We start from the raw sequence: 24,629 nt of genomic DNA on the forward strand, positions 1-24,629 counted from the left end.
CCGCCCCCCGCCACCGCCTCACCACGCTCCAGGAGTGCTCGATGACCCCTGACCTGACGCTCCTCGGCTACCACCCCGGCGGGACGCCCGGGCTGTGGGTGCGCCCCGACGCCCCCGCGTTCGGCTACAACGACGGCGACGAGCACGAGACCTGGGTCGCCCGGACGATCCGCGGCGCGACCGACACGAGCAGCCGCTCTCGCGAGCTCGAGGCGGGCATCCGCGACTGGCCGTCGCTCTACCACCTGAGCCACCAGCGGGCGAACCTGGTCCGCCCGCTGCTCGGCTCGCTGCGCGGGCCCGTACTGGAGATCGGGGCCGGGACCGGCGCGATCACCCGCGCGCTCGGCGAGCAGGGCCTGGAGGTCGTCGCCGTCGAGGGGTCGCCGCGCCGCGCCGCGGTGTGCGCCGACCGCTGCCGGGACCTGCCGAACGTCCAGGTCGTCGCCGACACCGTCCAGGGCTTCGGGCAGCACACCCGGTTCGCGACGGTGGTCCTCGTCGGGGTGCTCGAGTACTCGCGGATGTTCGGCTTCGAGTCCGACGGGCGTGACCCGGTCGACGTGATGCTCGAGCACGTCGCGGGCCTCGTCGCACCGGACGGCGAGCTCGTCCTCGCCATCGAGAACCAGCTCGGGCTCAAGTACTTCGCCGGCTTCCCCGAGGACCACCTCGGTCGCCGCATGGTCGGCGTGGAGGACCGGTACGGACCCGACACCGCGGTCACGTTCGGCCGGACGGAGCTCGCGGAGCGACTGCGCCTCGCCGGGCTCGCGGAGCAGGACTGGTACTTCCCGTTCCCGGACTACAAGCTGCCCACGACCGTGCTCTCGGAGCGGGCGTTCGATCCCGCCGCCGGGTTCGACGCCGGCCCCCTGGTCGTGGGGACCGGTCACGGCGACCACCAGGAGCCGGCGACGACCACGTTCGACCCCGCGCGCGCGTGGCAGCCGGTCCACCGCAACCGCCTGGTGCCGGACCTCGCGAACTCGTTCCTGGTGCGCGCCGCCCGTCGGCCCCGCGCCGGGGAGCCGACCCTGGCGTGGTACTTCGGCAACGGCGCGCGCCGGCCCGAGTTCAGCAAGTCCACGACCTTCGAGGCGCTGGACGACGGCATCGTGGTGCGCCGCTCGCGCGCCGTGCCGGACCTCGCGGACTCGGTCGGTCCCATCAGCATCAGGCTGGACGACGAGCCCTACCGGCCCGGCGCGCCGTGGACCGCGGCGCTCCACGAGATCGTCGGGCTGCCGGGCTGGACGGTCGACGACCTGGCCGGCTGGTTCGCGGTGTGGTTCGACGCGCTCCGGGCCCGGGCGGGCCTCGCCGGTGACGAGCGGGACCCGGGGGCCGACGTGCCGGGGTCGTTGCTCGACGCCCTGCCGCGCAACCTGCTCGACCACCCCGACGACCGGCAGTTCATCGACCTCGAGTGGGTCGCCCACGAGTCGATCCCGCTCGGCTACCTCGTGTTCCGCGCGCTCTACGACTCGCTCGCGTCCCTGCGCGCGGTGGCCCCCGCCGAGGCCGCGGACCTGACCATCCGCGAGCTGGTCCGGGGCGTCGCCTCGGCGGTGGGCGTCGACCTGGACGACGAGGCGCTCCGCGCGCACTGGGCGCGGGAGCGGGAGTTCCAGTCGCTCGTCCTGGGGTCCGAGGTCGCGGCGGAGGCGGACGCCGTCCTGGACGTGACGCTGACGGTCGTGCGCGACCTGGACGCGGTCGTCGCCGACGCCGAGGGGGCTCCCGCGCTCCGGGCCGAGCAGGAGGCGCTGCGCGAGGAGATCGAGCGCCGCGGCGCGGAACTCGACCGCCTGCGCGGCGTCGAGGCGGACCTGCGTGCCGAGCTCGGCCGCGTCGCCGGCTCCGAGTCGGCGCGGCTCGCGGACCTCGAGCGCAGCGCGGCCGCGCAGCGACAGCTCGGGATCGCCCTGGGCCGGCTCGAGCGCGAGAACGAGCTGAACCGCCACGAGATCGATGTCGCGCGCGCGTCGGCCGCCGCCCTGGACGCCGCGGCGGCCGAGGCGCGCGGCACCGTGGACGCGCTGCGCGCGGAGCTCGCGGCGCACTCCCGCACGCTGTCCTGGCGGGTCACCGTCCCGCTGCGGGCCGCGCGACGGCGGGCGGGCAGCGCGCGCCGCGCCGTGCGCCGGCTGCGCGCGGGCGACCCGGCCGGCGGTGCCCCTGCACCGGAGGTCGCCGGTCCCGCCGCCGCCCCGACCTCGCCGACGCCGGACCGCTCCCCGGACCACCCGGAGGACGACTTCGACGTCCGCTACTACCGCCGCCGGAACGACGACCTCGGCCACATGTCCGACGACGAGCTCCGGCAGCACTACCACCACCACGGACGCGGCGAAGGGCGCCGGGGCCGCTCGGTGCTGAGCGAGGCGCGGATCTCCGGGGGCACCCTGGACCCGGCCCGCGAGACGGTCCTGCTGCTGCTGCACGAGGCGACGCGCACCGGCGCGCCCGTGCTGGGGTGGAACCTGGTGTCCGCGCTGCAGCAGCACGCCGACGTCGTCGTGGTCCTCATGCACGGCGGCGAGCTCGAGGCGGACCTCGCCCGGGCCGCGGACGCGACCGTGGCGCTCGTCGGCGCGGAGCCGTGGCACCCGCAGGAGGCGCTGCTGCTGGCCGAGGAGCTCGTGCAGCGCTACTCCCCGACCTACGCGATCGCGAACTCGGCGGCGACGCACCCGGTCGCGCCCGCCCTCGAGCGCGTGGGGGTGCCGGTGGTCGGGCTGGTGCACGAGTTCGCGTCCAGCATGCGGCCGAACGGGGTGCTGGCCGGGTTCTACGCGAGCGTCTCGGAGGTCGTGTTCCCCGCGCCGATCGTCGCCGAGTCCATGCGCGGCGAGTACGCGGACCTGCTGGCCCGCGGCCACGAGGTGATCGCCCAGGGGCAGTCCCGGCTCCCCGCGGGTGAGCCGGAGCAGATGCGCCCCCGGGTGACGCCGCTCGGCCCCGACGGCGTCGAGGCCGACCTCCCCGAGCGCACCGTGGACGACTTCCTCGCGGACCTCGACCCGGGCACGCTGCTGGTCGTGGGCGCCGGCACCCTCTCCCCGCGCAAGGGCGTCGAGTTCTTCGTCCAGGCCGCCGACCATCTCCGCCGCGCGGCGTCGTCGGGCACGCCGGTGGCGTTCGCGTGGATCGGGCACCGGATCGAGCCGTTGCAGTGGTACGTGGACGAGCTGCACGAGCAGGTCCGCCGGAGCGGCGTCGCCGACACGGTGACGTTCCTCGGCCCGACCGCCGACCTGGAGCCGCTCTACCGGCGGGCCGGCGTCTTCTTCCTGTCCTCGCGCCTCGACCCGCTGCCGAACGTGACGATCGACGCCGCGCTCGCCGGCGTCCCGGTCGTCGCGTTCGCGGGGGCCAGCGGGTTCGCGGAGTGGCTCGAGGAGGACCAGGACCTGCGGTCGCTCGTGGTGCCGCACCTGGATGCCGCGGCCGCCGCCGACGCCATCGCCCGGATGACGGACCCCGACGAGCGTCGCCGCTACGGGGAGCGGCTGCGGACGGCCGCGGGCCGCGCCTTCGACATGGTCCGGTACGCGGAGCAGATCGCCACGCTCGGGCACCGGGCGCGCGCCGCCGCCGACCGCGCCGCCGAGGACGCCGCGGCGGTCGCGGCCTCCGGCGCGTTCAGCACCGAGCTGTACGCGGGCCCCGGGCGCGAGCAGGACCTCGCCGAGCTCGTCGGTGAGTACGTCCACCGGTCCCGGCTCACCGCGCCCCGGGCCCGGGCGCGGACCGGGCTGCTGGTGCGCCGGCCCACCGAGGGGTTCCACCCGCTCGTCTACGCCGAGCAGCACCCCGACTACCGCGAGGACCGGGACGGCGACCCGTTCGCCGACTACCTCCGCCGTGGCCGCCCGGAGGGGCCGTGGCAGCGCCAGGTGCTCCGCCCGGTCCGCGACCTCGCACCCGGGCCGCGGGACCTGCGGGTGCTGGTGCACGGACACTTCCACTACCCGGAGCTCGTGGACGACCTGGTGGCCCGGCTGGCGATGAACCGGCAGCCGGTCGACCTGCGACTCACCGCCACGTCGGCGGACGGCGCCGCCGAGATCGAGCGGCGCATGACGGCCTCCGGGTTCGCCGGCTGGTCCGTCGACATCGTCCCGAACCGAGGCCGGGACCTCGCCCCCCTGCTGACGGGACCGGTCGCCGCCGCCCTGGCGGACCACGACCTCGTGCTGCACGTGCACGGGAAGCGCAGCCCGCACGTCTCCGGCGACACCGCGGACCGGTGGCGCACGTTCCTGTGGGAGAACCTGGTGGGCGGCGAGGAGCCCATGCTCGACCGGATCTGCGCGGCCTTCGCCGACGACCCCACCCTCGGCCTCGTCTCCCCTGAGGACCCGCACCTGAACGACTGGGACCTCAACCGCGGGGCGGGCGAAAAGCTGGCGCGCCGGCTGGGCCTGCGCACGCCGCTCACGACCCACTTCGACTTCCCGCTCGGGGCGATGTTCTGGGCACGCACGCGGGCGCTGGCGCCGCTCGTCGGCACCGGCTTCGCCTGGGAGGACTACCCTGCGGAACCGCTGCCGATCGACGGGACGATGCTGCACGCCCTGGAGAGGGTGATCCCGTTCGTCGTGCAGGACGGCGGCTTCTCCTACGCGAAGACGGCCGTCCCGGGCGTCACGCGCTGACCGCCGGGCACCCCCGCGGTCTCGCGGGGGTGCCCGGGTGGTCCCGCCGTCTCAGCCGAGCACGGCCGCCGCCGCGGCATCCCACCGTCCGGCCCAGTCTCCGATCGGCTCCAAGCCCGCGGCCCGCAGCGCCTCGTGCCCGAGCACCGAGTACGCCGGCCGCGGCGCCGGCCGCTCGAACTTCTCCGAGGTCGTCTCGCGCACGATCGCCGGGTCCATCCCCGCCGCGGCGACGGCCGCCTGCGCGAACCCGTGCCAGGACGTCTCCCCCTGGGACGTGCCGTGGTACGTCCCGGCGGGCGCGCCCGCGGCGACGAGCCGCTCGACGAGGTCCGCGAGGTCGACGGTCCAGGTGGGCTGGCCGACCTGGTCGGCGACGACGTCGAGCCCGCCCCTCTCGGCGGCGACCCGCGCGATGGTCTTCGGGAAGCAGCTGCCGTGCGCGCCGTACAGCCAGGCGGTCCGCACGACCAGGTGGTCCGGCGCCTCGGCGCGCACGGCCCACTCCCCGGCCGCCTTCGTGCGGCCATAGGCGGAGCGCGGCAGGATCGGCGCGTCCTCGGCGTACGGCTGCGCGGCGTGGCCGTCGAACACGTAGTCGGTGGAGATCTGCACGATCCGCGCGCCGGCGGCGCGCGCCGCCCGGGCGAGCAGGGCCGGGCCCGCGGCGTTGACCGTGAAGGCGGTGGACTCGTCGGCCTCCGCGGCATCGACCGCGGTGTACGCGGCGACGTTCGCGACCACGTCGTACCCGTCCGCCGCGCCGGCGGTCGCCGCGGCGTCGGTGATGTCCAGGTCGCCCCGGTCGAGCCCCGTCACGTCGTGGCCCCGCTCGCGCAGCAGCGCGACGAGGTCCTGACCGAGCATCCCGTGGGCACCCGTCACCAGCCAGCGCACGTCTTCTCCTCTTGTCGGCAAACGCCCGAAGCCTACCGGCGCGGCTAGGCTTCCTCCGGCCACTTCCGACGAGAGGACCCCCATGACCTACCGCGAGCTGTCCGTCCCCGGCGCCTGGGAGATCACCCCGGTGCAGCACGGCGACCCCCGCGGCGTGTTCCTCGAGGCGTTCCAGGGCGGGCCGTTCGCCGAGGCCACCGGGCACCGGTTCGACCTCCAGCAGGCCAACCTGTCCGTGTCCGCGGCGGGCGTGCTGCGGGGCATCCACTTCGCCGACGTGCCTCCCGGCCAGGCCAAGTACGTCACGTGCCCCAAGGGCGCGGTGCTCGACGTGGTCGTCGACATCCGAGTGGGCTCGCCGACGTTCGGGCAGTGGGACACCGTGCTGCTGGACGACGTCGACCGGCGCGCGATCTACCTGGGCGAGGGCCTCGGCCACGCGTTCTTCTCGCTGGAGGACGACTCGACCGTGATGTACCTGTGCTCGACGGGCTACTCACCCGGGCGCGAGCACGGCATCCACCCGCTGGACCCGGAGATCGGCATCGAGTGGCCGACGACCGACCGGCACGGCAACCCCGTGACGCCGCAGCTGTCCGCGAAGGACACGGCGGCGCCGACGCTGGCCGAGGCACGCGCCCAGGGGCTGCTGCCCGACCACGCGGCCGTCGCGGAGTACGTCGCGTCCCTCTGACGCCGGCGGACGGCGGCCCGGTCAGCCCCGCGCCGCTGCCCGGTACGCCGCGAGGTGCACCTCGGCCGCGGCGTCCCACGTGAACGTCGCCGCCCGCTCCCGCGCGGCCGCGCCCAGCTCGGCGCGGCGCGCAGGGTCCGCGAGCAGGTCCGCCAGCCCTGCGGCGATCGACGCCTCGTCGGTCCCGCAGTAGGCCACGGCGTCCCCGCCGACCTCGGGCAGCGACAGCTCGCGGGTGGTGAGCACCGCGGCGCCGCAGGCCATCGCCTCCAGGACCGGCAGGCCGAAGCCCTCGCCGAGGCTCGGGTAGGCGACGACGGCCGCGCCCGACAGGAAGCCCGGCAGGTCCTCGAACGGCAGGTAGCCGGGGCGCAGCGCCCGCAGCCCCGGGGGGACGGCGGCCAGCGCCGGGTCCACCCCGGTGTCCCAGCCGCGGCCCCCGGCGAGCACCAGCGCCGGCGCGGAGTCCGGCCGGTCCTGCGCGACCCGGGTCCAGGCCCGGACCAGGGCGGGCACGTTCTTGCGCGGCTCCAGGGTGCCGAGGAACGCGACGTACGGCTCGCCCTCGAGGCCCAACGACGCGGCGACGCGGGCGCGCTCCGCGTCGGGCACCGGGTGGAAGGTCCCGGTGTCCACCCCGTGGTAGGCGACGTGGAACCGGTTCTCGTCGCCACCCGCGTACCGGCGCACCTCCGCGCCGGTGGCCGCGGACGGCACGACCAGCTGGGCGCCGGAGCGCACCGCCCGCCGGATCCACCAGCGGAAGAACCGGGCCTTCACCGGCGAGTGCAGCTCGGGGTGGCTGAAGAACGTGGCGTCGTGCAGCGTGACCACCACGGGCGCGCCCGGGCGCAGCGGCGCCGTGTAGTGGGGGCTGTGCAGGACGTCGGCGCGCCACCGGCGGACCAGCCGCGGCAGGCCGGCCTGCTCCCACGCGAGCCGCACGGGGCGGCGCTCGGCGGCCGCGGGGGCGGCGAGCACCTCGGCGTCGGGCAGCGCCGTCGCGAACCGCTCGACGTCGCGGGGCTGCGCGGCGACTGCGAGCCGGACGTCCAGCCGGGCCAGCGCGGGCAGCAGGTCGTCGACGTAGCGGCCGACCCCGCCGCGGTCGGCGGGGATGGCGGTGGCGTCCACCAGGACGCGGGTGGCGCTCACCGCCGGCCGTCCAGGGCGTCGGTGACGGCGGCGACCAGCTGCCGGGCGCTGCGGTCCCAGGTCCAGGCGCCGGCGGCGTCCGCGGCGCGGGCCGTGCGCGCGGCGCGGGCCGGGTCGTCCTGCGGGGCCGTCAGCGCCGCGGTGATCGCCGCGGCGAACGCCGCGGGATCGCCGGGGTCCGCGTAGTCGACCAGGTCCTGCCCGATGGTCCGGAACGGCGGGATGTCGGAGGCGATCGCGGGGACGCCGCACGCCATCGCCTCGAGCAGCGGCAGCCCGAAGCCCTCGTAGCGGCTCGGGAACACGAAGAGCCGAGCGCCCCGGTACACCGACGGCAGGTCGGCGTCCGGCACGTAGCCGGTGAACCGCACGCCGGCGACCACGTCGGCGGGCACGTCCGCGGGGACGTCGCCCGGGCCCCAGCCCTGCTTGCCGACGACGACCAGCGGGTGCGCGTCCCGCACCGCCGGGTCCAGCAGCGCGTACGCGCGCAGCAGGGTCACGAGGTTCTTGCGCGGCTCCAGCGTGCCGACCGCGAGCACGTAGCCGTCCGGCAGTCCCGGCACCTCCCCACCCGGTGCCGGGGCCGGCGCCAGGAACGTCGGGTCCAGCGCGCAGTCGACCACGTGCACCGGCGGGTGCCCCGGGAACTCCTCGTCGACCCGCGCGGCGGTGAACGGCGAGATCGCGGCCACCGCGGCGGACTCCCGGACGGTGCGGGGCACGTGCCGGCGCAGGTAGCCGAGGTTCCGGGCCTCCACGACCTCGGGCAGGTCGACGTAGGTCAGGTCGTAGACCACGCTGACCGCCGGCACCCCGGGCAGGTGCGGGAACGCGACGTAGTTCGTCGCCAGGTGCACGTCGAACCGGGGCAGCAGCCGGCCCACGGGGACGCGCGCCAGGTAGGAGAACACCGCCTGGTAGGCGCGGCGCGGCGCCGGCAGCAGCACGACCTCGACGTTCGGCAGGTCCGGCACCAGCGAGGGCCGCCCCGCGTCGTCCCGGAAGCCGATGACGACGAACCGCCAGTCCGGCCGGGCCTCGGCGGTCGCCCGCAGCAGGTTCGCCGTGTAGCGGCCGATGCCGTCCACCCGCCGGAACAGCGGGGTGCCGTCGACGCCGACGACCAGGGTCGGGCTCATGCCGGGTCCTCCTCGGTGGTCGTGCTGAGCTGGCGGTCCCACGCGCGCAGGTGGTGCAGCGCGGGGGCGGTGAGGATGCCCGTGGCGACGACCTCGCTCAGGCAGAGCCCGATCGCGGCGCCGACCGGGCCGATCGCCCAGCACAGCGCGGCGATCAGCGGGACGCCGACGACGGCCGACGTCACCGTGGACACGAACACGACCCGGACGGCGCCGACGGGGATCAGGACGTGCCGGGTCATCGAGATGCGGGTGGACACCAGCAGGAACGTCGCGCCGAGCCAGAAGCAGACGGCCCGGGAGGCGGCGACGTCCGCGCCGAACATCACCCCGGAGAACCACGGCCCGACGGCGGTGAGGAACGCCCACCCGACGGCGCCGAGCAGGACGTGCGCGGACAGGGCGACCCGCAGGCGGCGGCCGCGCTCCGCCAGGCCGCCCTCGACGGTCCAGGACTGGAAGGCGTTGCCCAGGGTGATGGGCACGTACTGGCCGAACTTGTACAGCTTGTCGGCCGACGCGAACGCGCTCGCCTCGGCGACCGGGGACAGGGCGCTGACCACGGGCACGGGCACGGTCGCGTACGCGCCGCCCGCGGTGTCGATGGCCGCGACGGCGCGGTCCCGCCACAGCAGCCGCCGCAGGTCCCGCACGCCGACGTGCGCCGGGCCGCCCTGCCGCAGCACGCCGCGGCTGAACAGCACGATGCCGGTGACGGACACGGTCAGCGCGAGCAGCGGGTAGATGACGAGCTGCCCGGTGAGCACGATGAGGCCGGCGGAGACCGCCGCTGCCACGACCCGGGGCACCGCCTCGTACACGGCGATCGAGCGCGGGTCGCCGGTGCCCACCGCGTACCAGGCGAACGACAGGCCCACGACGCCGCCGGACAGGCCCATGAGCACCGTCGGCAGCGCGTACCCGTCCGCCGCGAGCAGCAGGCACAGCACGACGACGACCGGCACGGCGAGCAGCGCCAGCGCGCCGCGGACCAGCAGGCTCTCCCGGTACAGCCGGGCGCGCGCGACCGGGTCGGGGTCGAGCGCGACCCGCGGCGGGCCGGCGGTGTTCCAGCCGTAGGCGACGACGATGGCGGCGAACGTGCCGATCGACTCGCCGGTCGCGACGCTCGCCCAGCCGGACTGGCCCGCCGCGCGGCCGAGCACGGGCAGCACCAGCAGCGGCGTGATCATGGAGATCATCGGCAGGCCGGCGAACCCGGCCAGCCGCCGCCACAGCGAGCTCACCGGCGCGCCGCCGCCACGTCCTCGAGGGTCCGGCGCACCGCGTCGGCCGTGAGCTCCGCCGACCGGTCCCAGGTGAACTGCGCCGACCGCGCGAGCCCGGCCTGCCGCAGCCGGTCGCGCTCGGCCGGGTCGGCGAGCAGCGCCTCGATCCCCGCCGCCATCGCGGCCGGGTCGGTCGGGCTCGCGTACCGGGCCGCGTCGCCGCCCACCTCGCGCAGCGCGCCGATGTCGGCGACCAGCACCGGCGTGCCGCGCTTCATCGCGTCGATCACCGGCAGGCCGAAGCCCTCGGCGAGCGACGGGCACGCGTACAGGGTCGCCGACTGGTAGAGCGCCTCGAGCTGGTCGGCGGTCACCCAGCCGAGCAGCACGACGTCGGCCTCCAGGCCCAGCTCGGCGACCACCGGCGCGAGCGGGTCCTCGCCGTGGCTGCCGGTGACGACCAGCCGCGGCCGCCGCTCGGCCGGGATCAGCGCGAGCGCGCGGAGCAGCCCGTCGTAGTTCTTGTGCGGCATCCGGTTGCCGGTGGACAGCACCGTCGGCCGGCCGTCGGCGAGGCCGAGCCCGGCCATCTCCGCGGCGACGTCGACGCCGGGGCGCGGGTCCGCGGAGCCGTGCGGGACGACCGTGATCCGGGACGCGGGGACGCCGAGCACCCGGGTGATCGCGTCCCGGGCGTCCTCGCTGCCGGTGAGCAGCCGGGTGGCGGAGCGCGCCGCGCGGCCGATGATGCCGGACGTCACCGCCTGGGTGACCCGGCTGACCTCGGGGTTCGGGAAGTCCCACGCGATGACGTCGTGCACCGTGACCAGGGTCGGCGTCCGGCGGGCGCGCGGGCCGAAGTTGGCGGGGCACCACATCAGGTCCGCGCCGCCGCGGGCGGCGAGCCGGTCGACGACGAACGTCTCCGCGGCCGCCCAGACCGGGCGGTTGTCGCCGGACAGCCGCAGGGTGTGCAGCGGGCCGGGGAACCACCGCTCGACGGCCTCGCGGCCCAGCGTGTTGGTGAGGCCGACGAGCTCGACCTCGGGGAGCAGCGCGGCCATCCGCGGCAGCAGCTGGCGCGCGTACGTCTCGGTGCCGCCGCGCTTGCCCGTCAGGTAGAGCAGGTCGACGGCGACGCGGGTGTCGCTCACGGGCGCGCGGCCGGCTCGGTCGGGGCCGCGACGGCGTCGGCGTCCGGGGCCGCGACGGTGCCCGGCGCGACCAGCACCGCCTCGTCGGCCGGGTCGGCCTGCGGCGCGACCGGGTTGGAGCCCGCGCGGGTCGGGATCGACAGGATGCCGACGAACATGCTCGACATCATCGTCTGGAACCCGATCATCAGGCCCAGCGCCGCCGGCACGGCCACGCGCACCGCCTGGCGCGCGTCCAGGCCGCCGAAGCCCACGTCGCGCCACCGGATCACCTGGACCACCGCGACGACCAGGCCGAGCAGGAAGATCCCGAGGCCGGTGAGCAGGCCGCGCTCCAGCGTGAGCTTGTCCGAGATCGCGCGGAACCGCGGGCCCGCCGGCAGGAAGCCCTCGTGCTCCGCGTACGTCTTGGTGAGCAGCGCGAACAGCACCGCCTGGAACCCGACCACCGACGCCGCGGCGGCGTAGATCATCGTCGACACGTCGAACCCGACCGAGCCGATCTCGACCGGGCCGAACAGCAGCACCAGGCTGGCGAGCAGACCGACGCCCAGCAGCACGACGCCGGGGTACAGGAACAGCCACTTGGGCGAGAAGATGAGCAGGAACCGCAGGTGGCGCCAGCCGTCGTGCCACGAGCGCAGGTGCGGCGGGCGCGAGCGCCCGTCCTTGCTCAGCGTGGTGGGGACCTCGACGATGCGCAGGCGCTGCAGGCAGGCCTTGACCACCATCTCGGACGCGAACTCCATGCCCGCGGTGCGCAGGCCGAGGCCGAGGATCGCCTCGCGGTCGAACCCGCGCAGGCCGCAGTGGAAGTCCCGCACGCCCGGCTTGAAGAACAGGGCGCCGATGCCCGAGAGCACGGGGTTGCCGAGGTACCGGTGCAGCGGCGGCATGGCGCCGGGCGCGATGCCCCCGCGGAACCGGTTGCCCATGACGAGCTGGTAGCCCTCGCGCAGCTTCGCGACGAACGGGTCCAGCGCGGAGAAGTCGTAGGAGTCGTCCGCGTCGCCCATGATGACGTAGCGCCCGCGGGCGGCCGCGATGCCGCCGATCAGCGCGCTGCCGTACCCCTTCTCCGGGATCGGCACGACCCGCGCGCCGAGCCCCTCCGCGATCGCCTGCGATCCGTCCGTGCTGCCGTTGTCGGCGATCAGGACCTCGCCGGCGACGCCGGAGCGCTCGAGGTAGCCGAGCGCCTTGCGGATGCAGACCTCGATGGTCTCCGCCTCGTTCAGGCACGGCATGAGGATGGTGAGCTCGAGGCCAGGCGGCGTCGAAGGGGGAGCCATGGGTCGTCCGTCCGGGGGGTTGTCAGGGCCGCGACACTCTACCAACGCGGGCGCCGCCGCCGGGGCCCGTTCGTCCCGGGACCTCAGAGCCGCGCGAGCGCCGCGAGGATCCCGAGGGCCGCGCGCTCCGCCGTCTTCTCGGTCGCCGCCTCCTCGTACCAGGCGCGCGCGGACCGGCGCAGCGGCTCCCCCGCCTCGACGGCCCGCACGATCGCCGCGCCGAGCACCGCCGGCTCGGCGGACGCCGCCACGTACCCGTTGACGCCGTCCTCGACCAGCTCCACCGACGCGTTGTCCTCCGCGTCGACCAGCACCACGGGGGTGCCCACCGCGCACGCCTCCACGACGACGAGCCCGTAGCCCTCCCGCCGCGACGGGTTCACCAGCACCGCGGCCTCGCGCAGCCGCGCGTCGAGCTCCTCCTCGGGCACGAAGCCGGGCAGGTCCACGGCGTCGTGCAGGCCGAGCCGGTCGACCTCCCGGCGGACGACCTCGCGCTGCGGGCCCTCGCCCAGCACGACCGCGCGCAGGCCGGGCACCCGCTCGCGCGCCCAGGCCAGGGCGCCGGGGATCGCCTCCACCCGCTTGTCGGCGATGTGCCGCCCGACGTACAGCACGGTCGGCGGCAGGTCGGCGGGGCGCGGCCCGGGAGCCTCGAGCACCGTGCCCGCGATCAGGCCGGGGCTGACCACGGGATCGCGGCGCGCGCCCTCCGCGGCCAGCCGGCGGCCGTTCATCCGGGAGTGGCAGGACACCAGGGGGCTGATCCGCACGGCCACCCGCTGGAGCGCCGCCGCCACCCGCCCCGTGACCGGCCCGGAGTACGCGAGCCACTGGTCCGGCCGCCACACCTCGAGGAAGTCGGAGCAGATCCGGGTGCGCGTGCCGAGCAGCGCCAGCCGCGCGGCGAGCACGTTCAGCACCGGCAGCGCGCTCACCACGAGCGCGTCGTAGGACCGGCGGTGCGTCACCAGGTGCCGGAACAGGCCTGCGGCGAACCGCAGGGCGCCGGCCGGGCGGCGCCCGCCGGCGTCGTCGTACAGCTCGAACGCCCCGCTCACCGCGACGACGTCGACGCCCGCCCGCGCGGGCGGCACGTCGTCCCACTGCCGGCGGGTCAGGTAGGTGACGTCGTGCCCGGCGCGGGCCCAGGCGTCGGCGAACTGCCCGTACTGGCGCTCGCCCCCGCCCGTGGTCAGCGGGAACAGGCAGTCGTAGGCCACGGCGATGCGCACCGGCCGAGCCTACCGACCGCGCCCGGTGCGGTGCGCGGGTCGGTAGGCTCGCTGCCGCGTGACCCGCGACCCCACCGACCGAGGACCGAGGATGACCCTGCCGCAGCCCGAGCGCGCCGAGGACGGCGCGCGCACCACGCTCGACCCGGCAGGACCCGGCCGCCACGGCGCGGCCGGGAGGACCCCGCCGTCGCCGCGGAAGGTCTTCTGGCTCGCGTTCGCCGTGCTCATGGTGCTGACCTCGGCGTGGTCCCTGGCGTCGCCCCTGGCCGCCGGCCCGGACGAGAACGCGCACATGGTCAAGTCGGCGGCCGTGGTCCGCGGCGACCTGCACGGCGACATCCTGGCCGCGAGCCCGGGCTCGGGCGTCGTCACCGTCCCGACGATCTACGGGATGATGATGGGCTACCCGACCTGCTTCGTCTTCCGCGGCGACGTGCCGGCCGACTGCCAGCCCGACCTGCCGTCCGGCGAGGCGGCCGAGGCGCCGACGCAGGCCGAGACGTGGGTCATCCGGAACAACCCGCTCTACTACGCGATCACCGGCCTGCCCACGCTGCTCCCCGCCGGGGAGTACACGCTCTACCTCATGCGGCTGGTCAGCGCCGCGCTGTGCTCCGCCGTGCTCGCGTGGGCGTTCCGCTCGCTCGCGGAGATCACCCGCCGGCCGCTGGTGATCGCCGGGCTGGTCACCGCCGTGACGCCGATGGTGGTGTTCCTCAACAGCACGGTGAACCCCTCGGCGCTGGAGATCAGCGCCGCACTCGCCCTGTGGGTGGCGATGCTCGCGCTGGTGCGCGCCCCCGACCCCGCGCGGCTGGTCCCGCGGGCCGCGGGCATCGCGGTGCTGGCCGTGCTGCTGGGCAACGCGCGCGGCACCTCCCCGCTCTACGTGGCGGTGATCGCGGTCGCGGTCGCCGTGCTCGTCGGGCCGTGGCGGAACTTCGCGACCGCGATGCTCGACCGGCGCACGTGGCCGTGGCTCGGCGTGGTCGTGGTCGGCAACCTCGCCTCGCTGTGGTGGAGCATGAACGCCGGCACCCTGGAGGCCGGCGGTGCCGACCACCCGGAGCTCGGCTTCCTGTCGACCGCCAACCGCACGTTCTTCGACACCGGCGACTTCCTGATCGCGAGCATCGGGCGGTTCGGCTGGACCGACACCCACCTCCCGATGCTCGCGTACCTGGTGTACGCCGCCCTGGCCGGCTTCCCCATCCTGCTCGCGCTGTGCGTCGGCGACCGCCGGACCCGGGTCGCGATGCTCGGGGTGCTCGGCGTCGCGGTGCTGCTGCCTGTGCTCGTGCACGCCTGGCAGGCCCGCAACGTCGGCTACATCTGGACCGCGCGCTACTCGATGCCGCTGTTCGTCGGGGTCTCGGTGACCGCCGGCTTCCTGTGCCGGGACCTGCTGCGGCCGCTGCCCCGGTGGGTGGGCGACCGCATCGCCGGGTCGGTCGCGGTGCTGGCGTCGATCGGCATGGTCATCGCGTTCCTCACCAACCTGCGCCGCTACGTCGTCGGCGACGGCGGGTCCTGGCGGCAGATCTTCTCCGGCGAGTGGCAGCCGCCCGTGCCGGGGCTGGTGCTGACCCTGCTGGTGCTCGCCGCGCTCGGCACCGGCGTGTGGCTCCTCGACCGCCTGGTGCGGTCGCCCGAGCCCGCGGAGCCCGCCGTGCCCGAGGACGCGCTGCCGCCGGCGGCGCCGAGCGTGCTGCTCGGCGACCGGAGCACGCCCCCGACGCCGGCGCGCTGACCGCCTCGCGACGTCTCATTCCTGTATCTCCCGGGACTCTCAGCCGTTGTTCCCTCGCACTCACCGTGCGAGCATGGCCGCATGGACAGTACGACCCGCGTCGACCCCTACACCGAGTCGATCAAGCTCGACATTCACGACCTGACCCGCGTCCTCAACGAGAACGTGGGCGCGGCCGTGGTGGCGGCGATGACCGGTGCGGGCAGCCGCACGCTGCCGTACAAGTGGGCGTCGACCACCGAGCCGCGCCCGGAGACGCAGGAGCGCCTGCGGCTCGCCTACCGGGTGTGGCGCACGCTGAGCGATTCGGAGGGCCGCAACGTCACCCTCGCGTGGCTGACGGGCGCGAACCCGCTGCTGGGCGAGGCGACGCCGGTCACGCGGATCCGTGAGCTGAACAGCAAGGACGTCATCGGCGCAGCCCGGGCGTTCGTCGACGACCTGCCCGCATGAGCTCGACGGCGGTCTCCACACCCGCGGCCACCGCGCCCGGCCGCGTCTGCACCCAGACCGGCCTGCACCTGGTGCCTGCCGCGGGGGAGATCGCCTACCGGGTCGCCCAGGACCGCTACGTCCGGCGCGCGGGCGTCAACTCCGCGCCGCACAACAGGCACGTGGGTCCGATCACGGACGGCACCCCGGACAAACGAGGCCGGTTCGACACGGTGGGCCGCACGGTGTACTTCGCAGACGCTCCGCAGACCGCGTTCGCCGAGGTGCTCCAGGGGTTCGCGATGAACCTGACGGCGCTCGCCCCCGACGCCGCGGCAGCGGGGCTCTCCGTCGACGAGTACGTCGCCGCCGTCCTCCACGACGCCGACGACAACGACGTCGACCGGCCGTGGGCCATCTCCGGCGACTGGCAGTGGGCGCGCTCGATCCACACCGTGGCGATGCCGCGATCGGGGTGGTGGGTGGTGGTCGACAGCCCTGCGACGCACCATGCGCTCACCCGCCGCCTGGCCGTCGACCTCACCGCACTGGGCTACGGACCGGTGCACACCGGCGTCGTGACCGGCGACGACCGGGCGGTGACCACCCGGGTCGCGCAGCACGTCCGCGACGCCGTGCTGGACGACGGCTCGCTGCCGCTGGGCCTGAACTTCCGCTCGAAGACCGAGTACGGGCGGTGCTGGGCGTTCTGGGACCGACGCGCCGATGACGGGCTGACGCCGTCGGACAACGATCCCGCCTCACTCGGGTCCACCAACGTCGACACACCGGAACTCCGCGAGGTGGCCGACCACTACCACCTGCCGGTCCTGCCTGGACGGCGGAAGTACTAGCGCGCCGCCGCCGCGTAGGCGGCCGCGTGCCCCGCGGCGGACGCCGCCCACGTCGTGCCCGCCGCGATGCGCCGGCCGGCGGCCGCGCGCGCCGCCGGGTCCTGCGTCACGACCGCGGTGAGCGCCGCGGCGAGCGCGTCGGGGTCCGCCGGGTCCGCGAGCACCGCGGCCTCCCCGGTGAACTCGGCCATCGACGACCCCGCCGAGGTCACCACGGGCACGCCGTGCGCCATCGCCTCGAGCACCGGCATGCCGAAGCCCTCCCACAGCGAGGGGAACGCGAAGGCGGTCGCCCCGGCGTACGCCGCGTGCAGGTCGGCCTCGGAGACCCGGCCCAGCAGGTGCACCGCCCCGGCGGGCAGCGCGGCGAGGGCGCGGTCCACCGCCCGGGCGGCGTCGCCCCAGCCGGTGGGCCCGACGAGCACCAGGTCGGGGAAGCCGGGCGTGGCCGCGGCCGCGCGGGCGTAGGCCTCGACCAGGCCGGGCAGGTTCTTGCGTGGCTCGAGCGTGCCGCACCACAGCACGTAGGGACGGTGCACGCCGTGCCGGTCGCGCCACGCCGCGCGGTCGGCGTCCGTGACGGGCAGGGCCCGGACGCCGTGCGGCACCACGTCGACCCGGCCGGCCTCGATGCCCGCCGCCACGCAGTCGTCCCGGGTCGCGGCCGACGGGACGACGACGCGCGCCGCCTCGCCCCGGGTGATCTCGAGCGCCCGGCGGAAGAACTGGTTCCCGCGCGGCGTGAAGTGCCCCGGGTCCCGCAGGAACGCCAGGTCGTGCACGGTGACCACGAGCGGTGCCCGGTGGCCGGGGACGGCCCAGGTCGTCGCGTGCACGACGGCCACGTCGCCGCGCGGGTCCGCGCGCGGCCGGCGCAGCCGGGACCACGCCTCGTACAGCGCCGGGCGCGGCAGGGGCGCGTGCGCCACCGGGATGCCCAGGCCCGCGTCGCCCTCGCCGCGGGCCGCCACGCCGCGCGGCAGGACCCCGGCGCCGGGCAGCGCCGCGACCAGCTCCCGGATGTACGAGCCCGAGCCACCGGGCACGGGCTGCCACAGCTGCTCCACGGTCAGGGCGACGTCCACGGCCGCGAGCCTAGACTGCCCGGGTGCCCGCCCCCGCGTCCGTCCGCGCCGTCGTCGTCACCTGGAACGGGGCGCACCTGCTGCCCGACTGCCTGGACTCCCTGCTCGCGCAGACGGTCGGCGACGACCTCGAGGTGCTGGTCGTCGACAACGCCTCGACCGACGGCACCACCGAGCTGCTCGCGGAGCGCTACCCCTCGGTGCGCGTGCTCCGCGCGCCGCGCAACCTCGGGTTCGCGGGCGGGGTCGCCCTCGGCACCCGGGACTTCGCCGGCGAGTGGTACGTCCTGCTGAACAACGACGCCACGTTCGCCCCCGACGCGGTGGAGCGGCTGCGCGCCGTCGCGACCGCCCCGGGCGCCGCGGACGTCGCCGCCGTCACCGCGCGCATCCTGCTGGCCGAGCCCGACGGCGCCGCGCCGCGCCGCGTCAACTCGACGGGCAACGTCATCACCCGCGCCGGCACCGGGACCGACCGCGACTACCTCGCGCCGGTCGGCGCCGAGTCCACGGACCCGGACGTCTTCGGGTTCTGCGGGGGTGCCGCGCTGCTCCGGCGCGCCGCCCTCGACGCCGTCGGCGGGTTCGACGGCGACCTGTTCCTCTACTACGAGGACACCGACGTCTCCTGGCGGCTGCGCGCCGCGGGGCACCGCGTGGTCTACGCGGCCGACGCGGTCGCCGTGCACCGGCACGCCGCCTCGTCGGGCACCGGCTCGCCGCTGTTCCGGTACCACAACACCCGCAACTCGCTCACGGTCTTCACCCGGCACGCCCCGGTGGGGGTCGTGGCCGGGTCGGCGGCCCGCCAGCTGGCGGGGCTGCTGCGCGCCGCCGCCCGCTCCGGGCCCCGCGACGCGCTCGTCCGCGCACGGTGGCGCGGCCTGCGGGACTGGGCCCTCCGGCTGCCCCGCACCGTGTCCGAACGGCGCCGCACGTGGGCGGGCGCCGCAGTGCCCCGAGCCGAGGTCGCCCGCTACCTGGGACGGGACTGAGCGCCGCGCGCGGCGCGCGCCCCACCCAGCCGGTCCCGGTAGGCTCTGCCCTCGGTTCTCGACCACGGGGAAGGCGTCTCACTTGGTGCAGTTCTGCAGCATCGCGGCCGGGGTCGACCCGGCCGCCCTGCGTCTCACGATCGGCGACGCCCTGCGGCTGCACCCCGGTACGCACGCGGTGGTCCTCGACGTGGACGGCGGGTGCGCCGGCTGGGACGAGGCCGAGGTCCTCACGCCCGCCGCGCTGGGCGTCCCCGAGCCCATGCTGCACGCGGCGGGCCTGCTGGCCGACCCGGACGAGCTGCGCTCCTGGCTGCTCCCCCGCCTGCTCGCGCACGTCGCCCGGCGCGACGTCGTCGCCGTGCACGTCTCCGCGGGGGTGCGCGTCCTCGCGCCGCTGACCCCCCTGGTCGACGCCGCCCGGGAGCGGGGGATGGCGCTCGTCGCCCGGCGCGACACCCTGCCGCCGCACGACCGGCTCAGCCCGTCCTCCGCGGACGTCGTGGACGCGGGCCCGTACCGGGAGTCGCTCGTCGCGGCGACGTCCGCCGCCCTGCCGCGCCTGGACCGGTGGGCCGCCGAGGCCGACCTCGGGCGCCCGCGCGCGTGGCAGTCCCTCGCCGCCGTGTCCGACGTCGCCGTGCTGCCCGCGGCGACGCTGCTGTCCCGGTGGACGCTCGACCCGGGCACCGTGGTCCGCGCCGAGGGCGACGCCGTCACGGCCGACGGCGTGCCCGTCCTCGCCGTCGACCTCGCCGCGTTCGACCCCGAGCGGCCCTGGTTGCTCGCCACCGCCGGGGCGGACACCGCCCGCGCGCGCCTGACCGACCACCCCGTCGTGCGCGCGGTGACCGAGCGGCACGCCGCCGAGCTCGCCGCGGCCGGCGCGGGCCCGGTCCCGCCCTCGCCGTACGAGCGCACCGCCGACGGCCTCACGGTCGACGCCGCGATGCGCCGGGCGTACGCCGACGCCGTCCTGGGCGAGCCGGAGGCCGTCGTCGGCGTGCCCGACCCGTACGACGCCGCGGACCCGGGCGCGTTCACCACCTGGCTCGACGAGGTCGTGACCGACGGCGTGCCGCTGACCCGGTACCTGCTCGCCCTGTACGAGGACCGGCCCGACCTGCGGCGCGAGTTCCCCCGGGTGCCCGGCGCCGACTCCGGCCGGTTCGTGGACTGGCTGGACCTGCACGCCCGGCACGAGAACGACTACGCCGTCCCGCTGCTGGAGTCCGGCTCCCGCACGGCGCGCGCCGCCGCCGCGACGACCCGCCACGGCCGCCGCCCGCGCGGGCTCAACGTCGCGGGCTACCTGCACGGCGAGCTCGGCATCGGCGAGTCCGCACGGCTCATGCTGCAGGCCCTGTCGACCACGTCGGTCCCGTACTCGACCCTCTCGGTGGGCCGGCACCTGCAGTCGCGGCAGGCCACCCGCCTCGGCCGCCTCGCGGGCGAGGCCGAGCGGTTCGACCTCACCCTGCTGTGCGTCAACGCCGACCAGACGGGCGCCGCCCTCGCCGCGGAGCCCGACCTCGCCGCGTCCACGTACCGCATCGGCATGTGGTACTGGGAGGTCGAGGACTTCCCCGCGACCATGCACGGCGGCTTCGGCCACGTGGACGAGGTGTGGGTCGCCTCCGACTTCGTCCGGGACGCGATCGCCCGGCACACCGCGCTGCCGGTGGTCACCGTGCCGCCGCCGCTGCCGCAGGCCGCCGCGCCCACCACGCTGACCCGCGCCGACCTCGGGCTGCCCGAGGACCGGCCGGTGGTGCTGTTCTCGTTCGACTACCTCAGCACCGCCGAGCGCAAGAACCCCCTCGGCGCCGTCGAGGCGTTCCGGCGCGCGTTCGCCCCGGACGAGGGGCCCGTGCTCGTCATCAAGTCGATCAACTCCGACAAGCGCGTGGGCGACGCCGAGCGGCTGCGGCTGCGTGTCGCCGGCGAGCCGGACGTCGTCCTGATGGACGAGTACCTGAGCGCCGCCGCGCGGGACGCCCTGGTCCAGCACTGCGACGCGTACCTGTCGCTGCACCGCTCCGAGGGCCTCGGCCTGACCATCGCCGAGGCCATGGCCTACGGCAAGCCGGTCGTCGCCACGGGGTACAGCGGCAACCTGCAGTTCATGACGGCCGAGAACTCGTTCCTCGTGCCGTGGACCGCGACGACCGTGCCCGAGCACTGCGAGCCGTACCCGGTGGGCACCCGGTGGGCCGACCCCGACCTCGACGCCGCCGCCGCGGCGCTGCGCACGATCGTCGACGACCCGGCGCTCGCCACCGCGCGCGGCCAGCGCGCCGCGTACGACATCCGGGAGCACCACGCGCCGGCCGTCGCGGGCGAGCGGATCGCGGCGCGCCTGACCCGGATCCGCGCCGAGCTGCCGCGGCTGGTGTGGCGCTCGCGCGTCCGCCGCGCCCGCTCGCTGGCCGCCCGCGCCCTGGGCCGCTGACCCACCGCGCCGGGCGCGGCGGCCGAGGGGGCGCGCACATGGCGAGGGCGACGCCGCCCCTGCCGGGGTGGCGCCGCCCTCGTGCGTGCCTCAGTCCTCGGTGGCCGGCGCCGGGCCGCCGCCCAGGACGCGCCGCACCCGGCCGGTCGCGCGCCGCACGACCTCCCGCGGCCCGCCGGCCGACAGGTACTGCTTCGCCAGCAGGAGGTCGTCCCGCACGGTCGGCCGCTTGCGCTGGAACGCCCGGGCCGTCGTGCTCGGGGTGCCGAGCGCCTGCGCCAGGTCGGTCGCCCGCCGCGGCGTGCGGCAGAAGTCGACCAGCGGCTTGAGCGCCGTGCTCCAGGTGTACCGGGTCGCGAACCGCCGCACGTTCGACCGCGCCACCTCGGCCGCGTCGGCGTCGTACAGCATCTCCTCGAGCGCCGCGGCGAGCGCCTCGACGTCGCGCTCCGGGACGACCCGGCCCAGGCCGTGGTCCCGGATGAGCTCGCCGAACGTGTCGCCGCCGGTCGCCACGATCGGCAGCGACGCCCACAGGTAGTCGAGGATGCGGGTGCGGAACGAGTAGGCCGTCTCGATGTGCAGGAAGTGGGTCGAGACGCCGACGTCCGCGTCCATCAGGTAGTCCGCGCGCTCGGCGTACGGCACCCACCCGTGGTTGAAGAACACGTGCTTGCCCGTGAGCCCCAGCTGCTCGGCGAGCTGCTGCGTCTCCCAGGCCATCTTCATGTCCGGCACGCCGGGGTTCGGGTGCTTGAGGCCCATGAAGTACAGCCGGATGTCCGGGTGCGCGTCGCGCAGCCGGTCGACCGCCCGCAGCAGGGTCAGCGGGTCGAACCAGTTGTAGACGCCGCCGCCCCAGATGATGACCCTGTCGTCCGGGCCGATCCCGTCGACCTGGCCGCGGATGGCGGACCGGCGCTGCACGGGCGGCTCGTCCGGGATGCCGAACGGGACCACGCTGATGAGCGCGTCGAGGCTGGCGTCCTCGTCGTAGACCGCCGGGTTGATGCGGCCCTGCCCGGCGAGCTGACCGAGCCAGAAGTCGCGCTGCTTGTCCGACGCGCAGAGCAGGTAGTCGGCGCGGCGCAGCTGCTCGTTGAGCGCGCGGGTGGTCTCCCGGACGGCGAGGGCACGGCCCCCGGGGCCGAGGTCGCGGGCCTGCTCCAGCTGCTCCAGGTGCATCGGGTCGTAGACGTCCGCGACGATCACCTTGCTGCTCTTCTTGAGCCACGGCGCGGCCTCGAGCAGGAACCCCTGGAACACGATGACGTCGGCCCACTCCGAGGCCTCCTGCAGGCTGCGCCCGGAGACGTGGCCGACCTCGAACGTGTCGGAGGTGACCTGGCAGCCGCCCGTGGAGACGAGGCGCACGTCGTGCTCCGGTGCCAGCGCGCGGGCGATCTCCCAGGCCCGGATCGCCGGCCCGGCCATGCGCTCGAGCAGGGGCTCACCGGTGACGACGAGGACCCGCTGCCGGGAGACGAAGTGCTCGGCGATGCCGAAGGCCTCGACGAGCGACTGGTGCGCCGCCAGGTAGGACGGGAAGCCGTACGCCGGCTCGATCGCGTGCCGGAACAGCGGGAACAGGTCCCGGTCGCTGCGGCGGCGCCGGCCCTGGATCTGCGCGCGGCTCTCCATGAGCGTCGGCAGGTTGTCCGTGAAGTAGTCGATCGCGTACGGCCCGGTGAGGGCCATCTTCTGCACCTCGACCGTGCCGACGTCGTCGTTGCCGGGCGAGCGCTGCAGGTCGAGGACCGTGGCGTCGGTGTCGGTCCGCGCGAGCGAGCGGCGGACGGCCAGCGCCATCGCGGCGGGCAGCGCCTTGGCCAGCGACTCGTCGTCGAAGTTCTTGTACATCGACAGCAGGGCGTTGCGCTCGAGCAGGTAGCTCTCGCGGTAGTTCCCGAACTTCTTCATGGTCACGTGGTGCTTGTGGTACGCGATCGAGGTCGGCACGTACCGCACGCGGTACCCCAGCAGGTTGAGCCGCCAGCCGAGGTCGACGTCCTCGTAGAACATGAAGAACCGCTCGTCGAACCCGCCGACCTCGCGGAACACGGCGGCCGGCATGACGGTCGCGGCACCGGTCGCGAACAGCACGTCCTTGGGCACGTCGAACTCCGGGGAGTCCGCCCGGCCCACCTCGCGCTTGTAGCCCATGCCGAACCAGGTCAGCGAGCCGTCGACGTAGTCGATCGCCTGGCCGTCCCAGTCGAGCACCTTGCTCGCGACCGCCCCGATCCACGGGTCCTCGGCGAGCGCCGCCACGGCGGCGGACACCCACTGCGGGTGCGGCCGGGCGTCGTTGTTGAGGAACGCGACGTACTCGCCGGTGGCGTGGTCGACGCCGAGGTTGCAGCCCCCGGCGAAGCCGGTGTTGGACCCGGCCTCGACCACCGTGGCCCCGGGCACGGCGGCGCGGATCCGCTCCGCGCTGCCGTCCCCGGAGTCGTTGTCGACCACGATCAGCTCGAGCTGGTCGGCCGGCCAGTCCATCTCGGCGAGGTGCCCCAGGCACGTGATGGTGTCGTCGGCCCCGCGGTAGTTCACGAGGATCACCGACACGACGCCCGGACGGACCACGGGCTCGCCCCCTGCGAAACGCTTCATGCTCTCGATCAGCCCTCTACCAGCTCCAGGTCGTGGTCGACCATGCGCGCCACGACCTCCTCGAACTCCACCGTGCGCCGCCAGCCGAGCTCGCGCTCGGCCTTGGACGGGTCCCCGACCAGCGTGGACGCGTCGGCCGGGCGGACGAACCGCGGGTCGACGGTCACGTGCCGCTCCCAGTCGTCGCCGACGCCGGCGCGGCGCAGCGCGGCCTCCGCGAAGTCGCGCACCGAGTGCGTGCGCCCGGTCGCGACCACGAAGTCGTCCGGCACGTCGTGCCGGAGCGCGCGCAGCATCGCGTCGACGTAGTCCGGCGCCCAGCCCCAGTCGCGGCGGGCGTCGAGGTTGCCGAGCGCGATGACGCCCTCGCCCGTGCGCCCGATCGCGGCCGCGGCGGCCGTGATCTTGCGGGTGACGAAGGTGGTCGGCCGCAGCGGCGACTCGTGGTTGAACAGGATCGCCGTGGCGGCGTGCAGCCCCCGGCCGCGGTAGACCGCGGTCTGGTGGTGCGCGAACGCCTTGGCCGCCCCGTACGGGTTGACCGGCCGGATCGCGGTGCGCTCGTCCTGCGGCTCCACCTCGGGCTGCCCGAAGATCTCCGCGCTCGACGCCTGCAGGAAGCGCACGGGCCGGCCCGTGGCCTCCTGCACGCCGTGCGCGGCCTCGAGCAGCGCGGTGACCGCGAGGCCGCTGAGCCGCGCGGTCAGCACCGGCTCGGCCCAGGAGACCGCGACCGAGCTGATGCCCGCGAGGTTCACGACCTCGTCCGGCGCGACCTCGGCGACCAGCCCCGCGAGGTGGTCGAGGTCGCCGAGGTCGCCCGTGTGCAGCACCACGCCGGGGTGCCGCTGCGCGAGCGCGGCCACGCCGTCGTCACCGGCCCGGACGAGCCCGTGCACCTGGGCGCCGTCGGCCAGCAGCCGGTCGACCAGGTACGTGCCGTCCTGCCCGGTGATCCCGGTGACGAACGTCGTGGTCACCGG

At 75.7% G+C, this 24,629-nt stretch carries 17 protein-coding genes; 7 read left to right on the forward strand and 10 right to left on the reverse strand.

The genetic code is table 11. The features are described 5' to 3' along the window. The first annotated feature begins 41 nt into the window (after positions 1-41). Positions 42-4,664 carry a rhamnan synthesis F family protein gene (locus MHY85_RS05400; RefSeq protein WP_239193892.1) on the forward strand — a complete coding sequence of 1,541 codons (4,623 nt, stop codon included), beginning with the start codon at positions 42-44 and terminating at the stop codon, positions 4,662-4,664. A gap of 51 nt (positions 4,665-4,715) precedes the next feature. On the opposite strand, the gene rfbD is transcribed toward MHY85_RS05400, so the two are convergent. Beyond that, a complete protein-coding gene (gene rfbD, locus MHY85_RS05405) occupies positions 4,716-5,561 on the reverse strand; it encodes a dTDP-4-dehydrorhamnose reductase (RefSeq protein ID WP_239193894.1) in 846 nt (281 codons plus the stop codon). An 82-nt stretch (positions 5,562-5,643) separates the two neighbouring features. On the opposite strand from rfbD, the gene MHY85_RS05410 reads away from it, so the two are divergent. Beyond that, on the forward strand, positions 5,644-6,255 hold the full coding sequence (locus MHY85_RS05410; RefSeq protein ID WP_239193896.1) for a dTDP-4-dehydrorhamnose 3,5-epimerase family protein: 612 nt from the start codon (positions 5,644-5,646) through the stop codon (positions 6,253-6,255). A gap of 21 nt (positions 6,256-6,276) precedes the next feature. Here MHY85_RS05410 and MHY85_RS05415 read toward each other — a convergent pair whose 3' ends face one another. The 6 genes from MHY85_RS05415 to MHY85_RS05440 all read right to left on the reverse strand — a co-directional run bounded on the left by MHY85_RS05415 (position 6,277) and on the right by MHY85_RS05440 (position 13,462). After that, the gene (locus MHY85_RS05415; protein ID WP_239193898.1) at positions 6,277-7,410 is read right to left on the reverse strand and encodes a glycosyltransferase family 1 protein; all 1,134 of its coding nucleotides are present in this window, start codon (positions 7,408-7,410) and stop codon (positions 6,277-6,279) included. Continuing rightward, a complete protein-coding gene (locus tag MHY85_RS05420) occupies positions 7,407-8,552 on the reverse strand; it encodes a glycosyltransferase family 1 protein (protein WP_239193900.1) in 1,146 nt (381 codons plus the stop codon). The genes MHY85_RS05415 and MHY85_RS05420 overlap by 4 nt, the downstream gene beginning before the upstream one ends. Continuing rightward, entirely contained in the window at positions 8,549-9,799 is a 1,251-nt protein-coding gene (locus MHY85_RS05425) for a lipopolysaccharide biosynthesis protein (RefSeq protein WP_239193902.1), read from the reverse strand. Before MHY85_RS05425 ends, MHY85_RS05420 begins: the two co-directional genes overlap by 4 nt. After that, the gene (locus MHY85_RS05430; protein ID WP_239193904.1) at positions 9,796-10,935 is read right to left on the reverse strand and encodes a glycosyltransferase family 1 protein; all 1,140 of its coding nucleotides are present in this window, start codon (positions 10,933-10,935) and stop codon (positions 9,796-9,798) included. Before MHY85_RS05430 ends, MHY85_RS05425 begins: the two co-directional genes overlap by 4 nt. Then, positions 10,932-12,227, reverse strand: coding sequence for a glycosyltransferase family 2 protein (locus MHY85_RS05435; RefSeq protein ID WP_239193906.1), 1,296 nt, complete (start codon positions 12,225-12,227; stop codon positions 10,932-10,934). Before MHY85_RS05435 ends, MHY85_RS05430 begins: the two co-directional genes overlap by 4 nt. 83 nt (positions 12,228-12,310) lie before the next feature. Continuing rightward, positions 12,311-13,462 carry a glycosyltransferase family 4 protein gene (locus MHY85_RS05440; RefSeq protein ID WP_239193908.1) on the reverse strand — a complete coding sequence of 384 codons (1,152 nt, stop codon included), beginning with the start codon at positions 13,460-13,462 and terminating at the stop codon, positions 12,311-12,313. 91 nt (positions 13,463-13,553) lie between these two features. On the opposite strand from MHY85_RS05440, the gene MHY85_RS05445 reads away from it, so the two are divergent. From MHY85_RS05445 to MHY85_RS05455, 3 genes are all read left to right on the forward strand, one after another. Next, positions 13,554-15,215 (forward strand): DUF2142 domain-containing protein, encoded by a 1,662-nt coding sequence (locus MHY85_RS05445; RefSeq protein ID WP_239193910.1) that lies wholly within the window; start codon positions 13,554-13,556, stop codon positions 15,213-15,215. A gap of 81 nt (positions 15,216-15,296) precedes the next feature. Beyond that, positions 15,297-15,668, forward strand: coding sequence for a hypothetical protein (locus tag MHY85_RS05450; protein WP_239193912.1), 372 nt, complete (start codon positions 15,297-15,299; stop codon positions 15,666-15,668). Beyond that, the gene (locus MHY85_RS05455) at positions 15,665-16,501 is read left to right on the forward strand and encodes an RES domain-containing protein (protein ID WP_239193914.1); all 837 of its coding nucleotides are present in this window, start codon (positions 15,665-15,667) and stop codon (positions 16,499-16,501) included. The genes MHY85_RS05450 and MHY85_RS05455 overlap by 4 nt, the downstream gene beginning before the upstream one ends. Here the strand turns inward: MHY85_RS05455 and MHY85_RS05460 are convergent. Next, positions 16,498-17,586: a glycosyltransferase family 1 protein gene (locus MHY85_RS05460; RefSeq protein ID WP_239193916.1), complete on the reverse strand. Its 1,089-nt coding sequence runs from the start codon at positions 17,584-17,586 to the stop codon at positions 16,498-16,500. The two genes, MHY85_RS05455 and MHY85_RS05460, sit on opposite strands and share 4 nt — an antisense overlap. A 23-nt stretch (positions 17,587-17,609) precedes the next feature. Between MHY85_RS05460 and MHY85_RS05465 the strand changes: the two genes are divergently transcribed. Further along, complete coding sequence (locus MHY85_RS05465; RefSeq protein ID WP_239193927.1) at positions 17,610-18,581, forward strand: glycosyltransferase; 972 nt, start codon at positions 17,610-17,612, stop codon at positions 18,579-18,581. An 85-nt stretch (positions 18,582-18,666) separates the two neighbouring features. Beyond that, complete coding sequence (locus MHY85_RS05470) at positions 18,667-21,033, forward strand: glycosyltransferase (protein ID WP_239193976.1); 2,367 nt, start codon at positions 18,667-18,669, stop codon at positions 21,031-21,033. Positions 21,034-21,123: 90 nt separating this feature from the next. Here MHY85_RS05470 and MHY85_RS05475 read toward each other — a convergent pair whose 3' ends face one another. Both MHY85_RS05475 and MHY85_RS05480 read right to left on the reverse strand, forming a co-directional pair. Then, complete coding sequence (locus tag MHY85_RS05475) at positions 21,124-23,646, reverse strand: glycosyltransferase (protein ID WP_239193929.1); 2,523 nt, start codon at positions 23,644-23,646, stop codon at positions 21,124-21,126. A gap of 8 nt (positions 23,647-23,654) precedes the next feature. Continuing rightward, entirely contained in the window at positions 23,655-24,626 is a 972-nt protein-coding gene (locus MHY85_RS05480; RefSeq protein WP_239193931.1) for a GDP-mannose 4,6-dehydratase, read from the reverse strand. Between the last annotated feature and the right edge of the window lie 3 nt (positions 24,627-24,629).

The organism is Cellulomonas sp. ACRRI (genome assembly GCF_022346185.1).
Classification (GTDB): domain Bacteria; phylum Actinomycetota; class Actinomycetes; order Actinomycetales; family Cellulomonadaceae; genus Cellulomonas.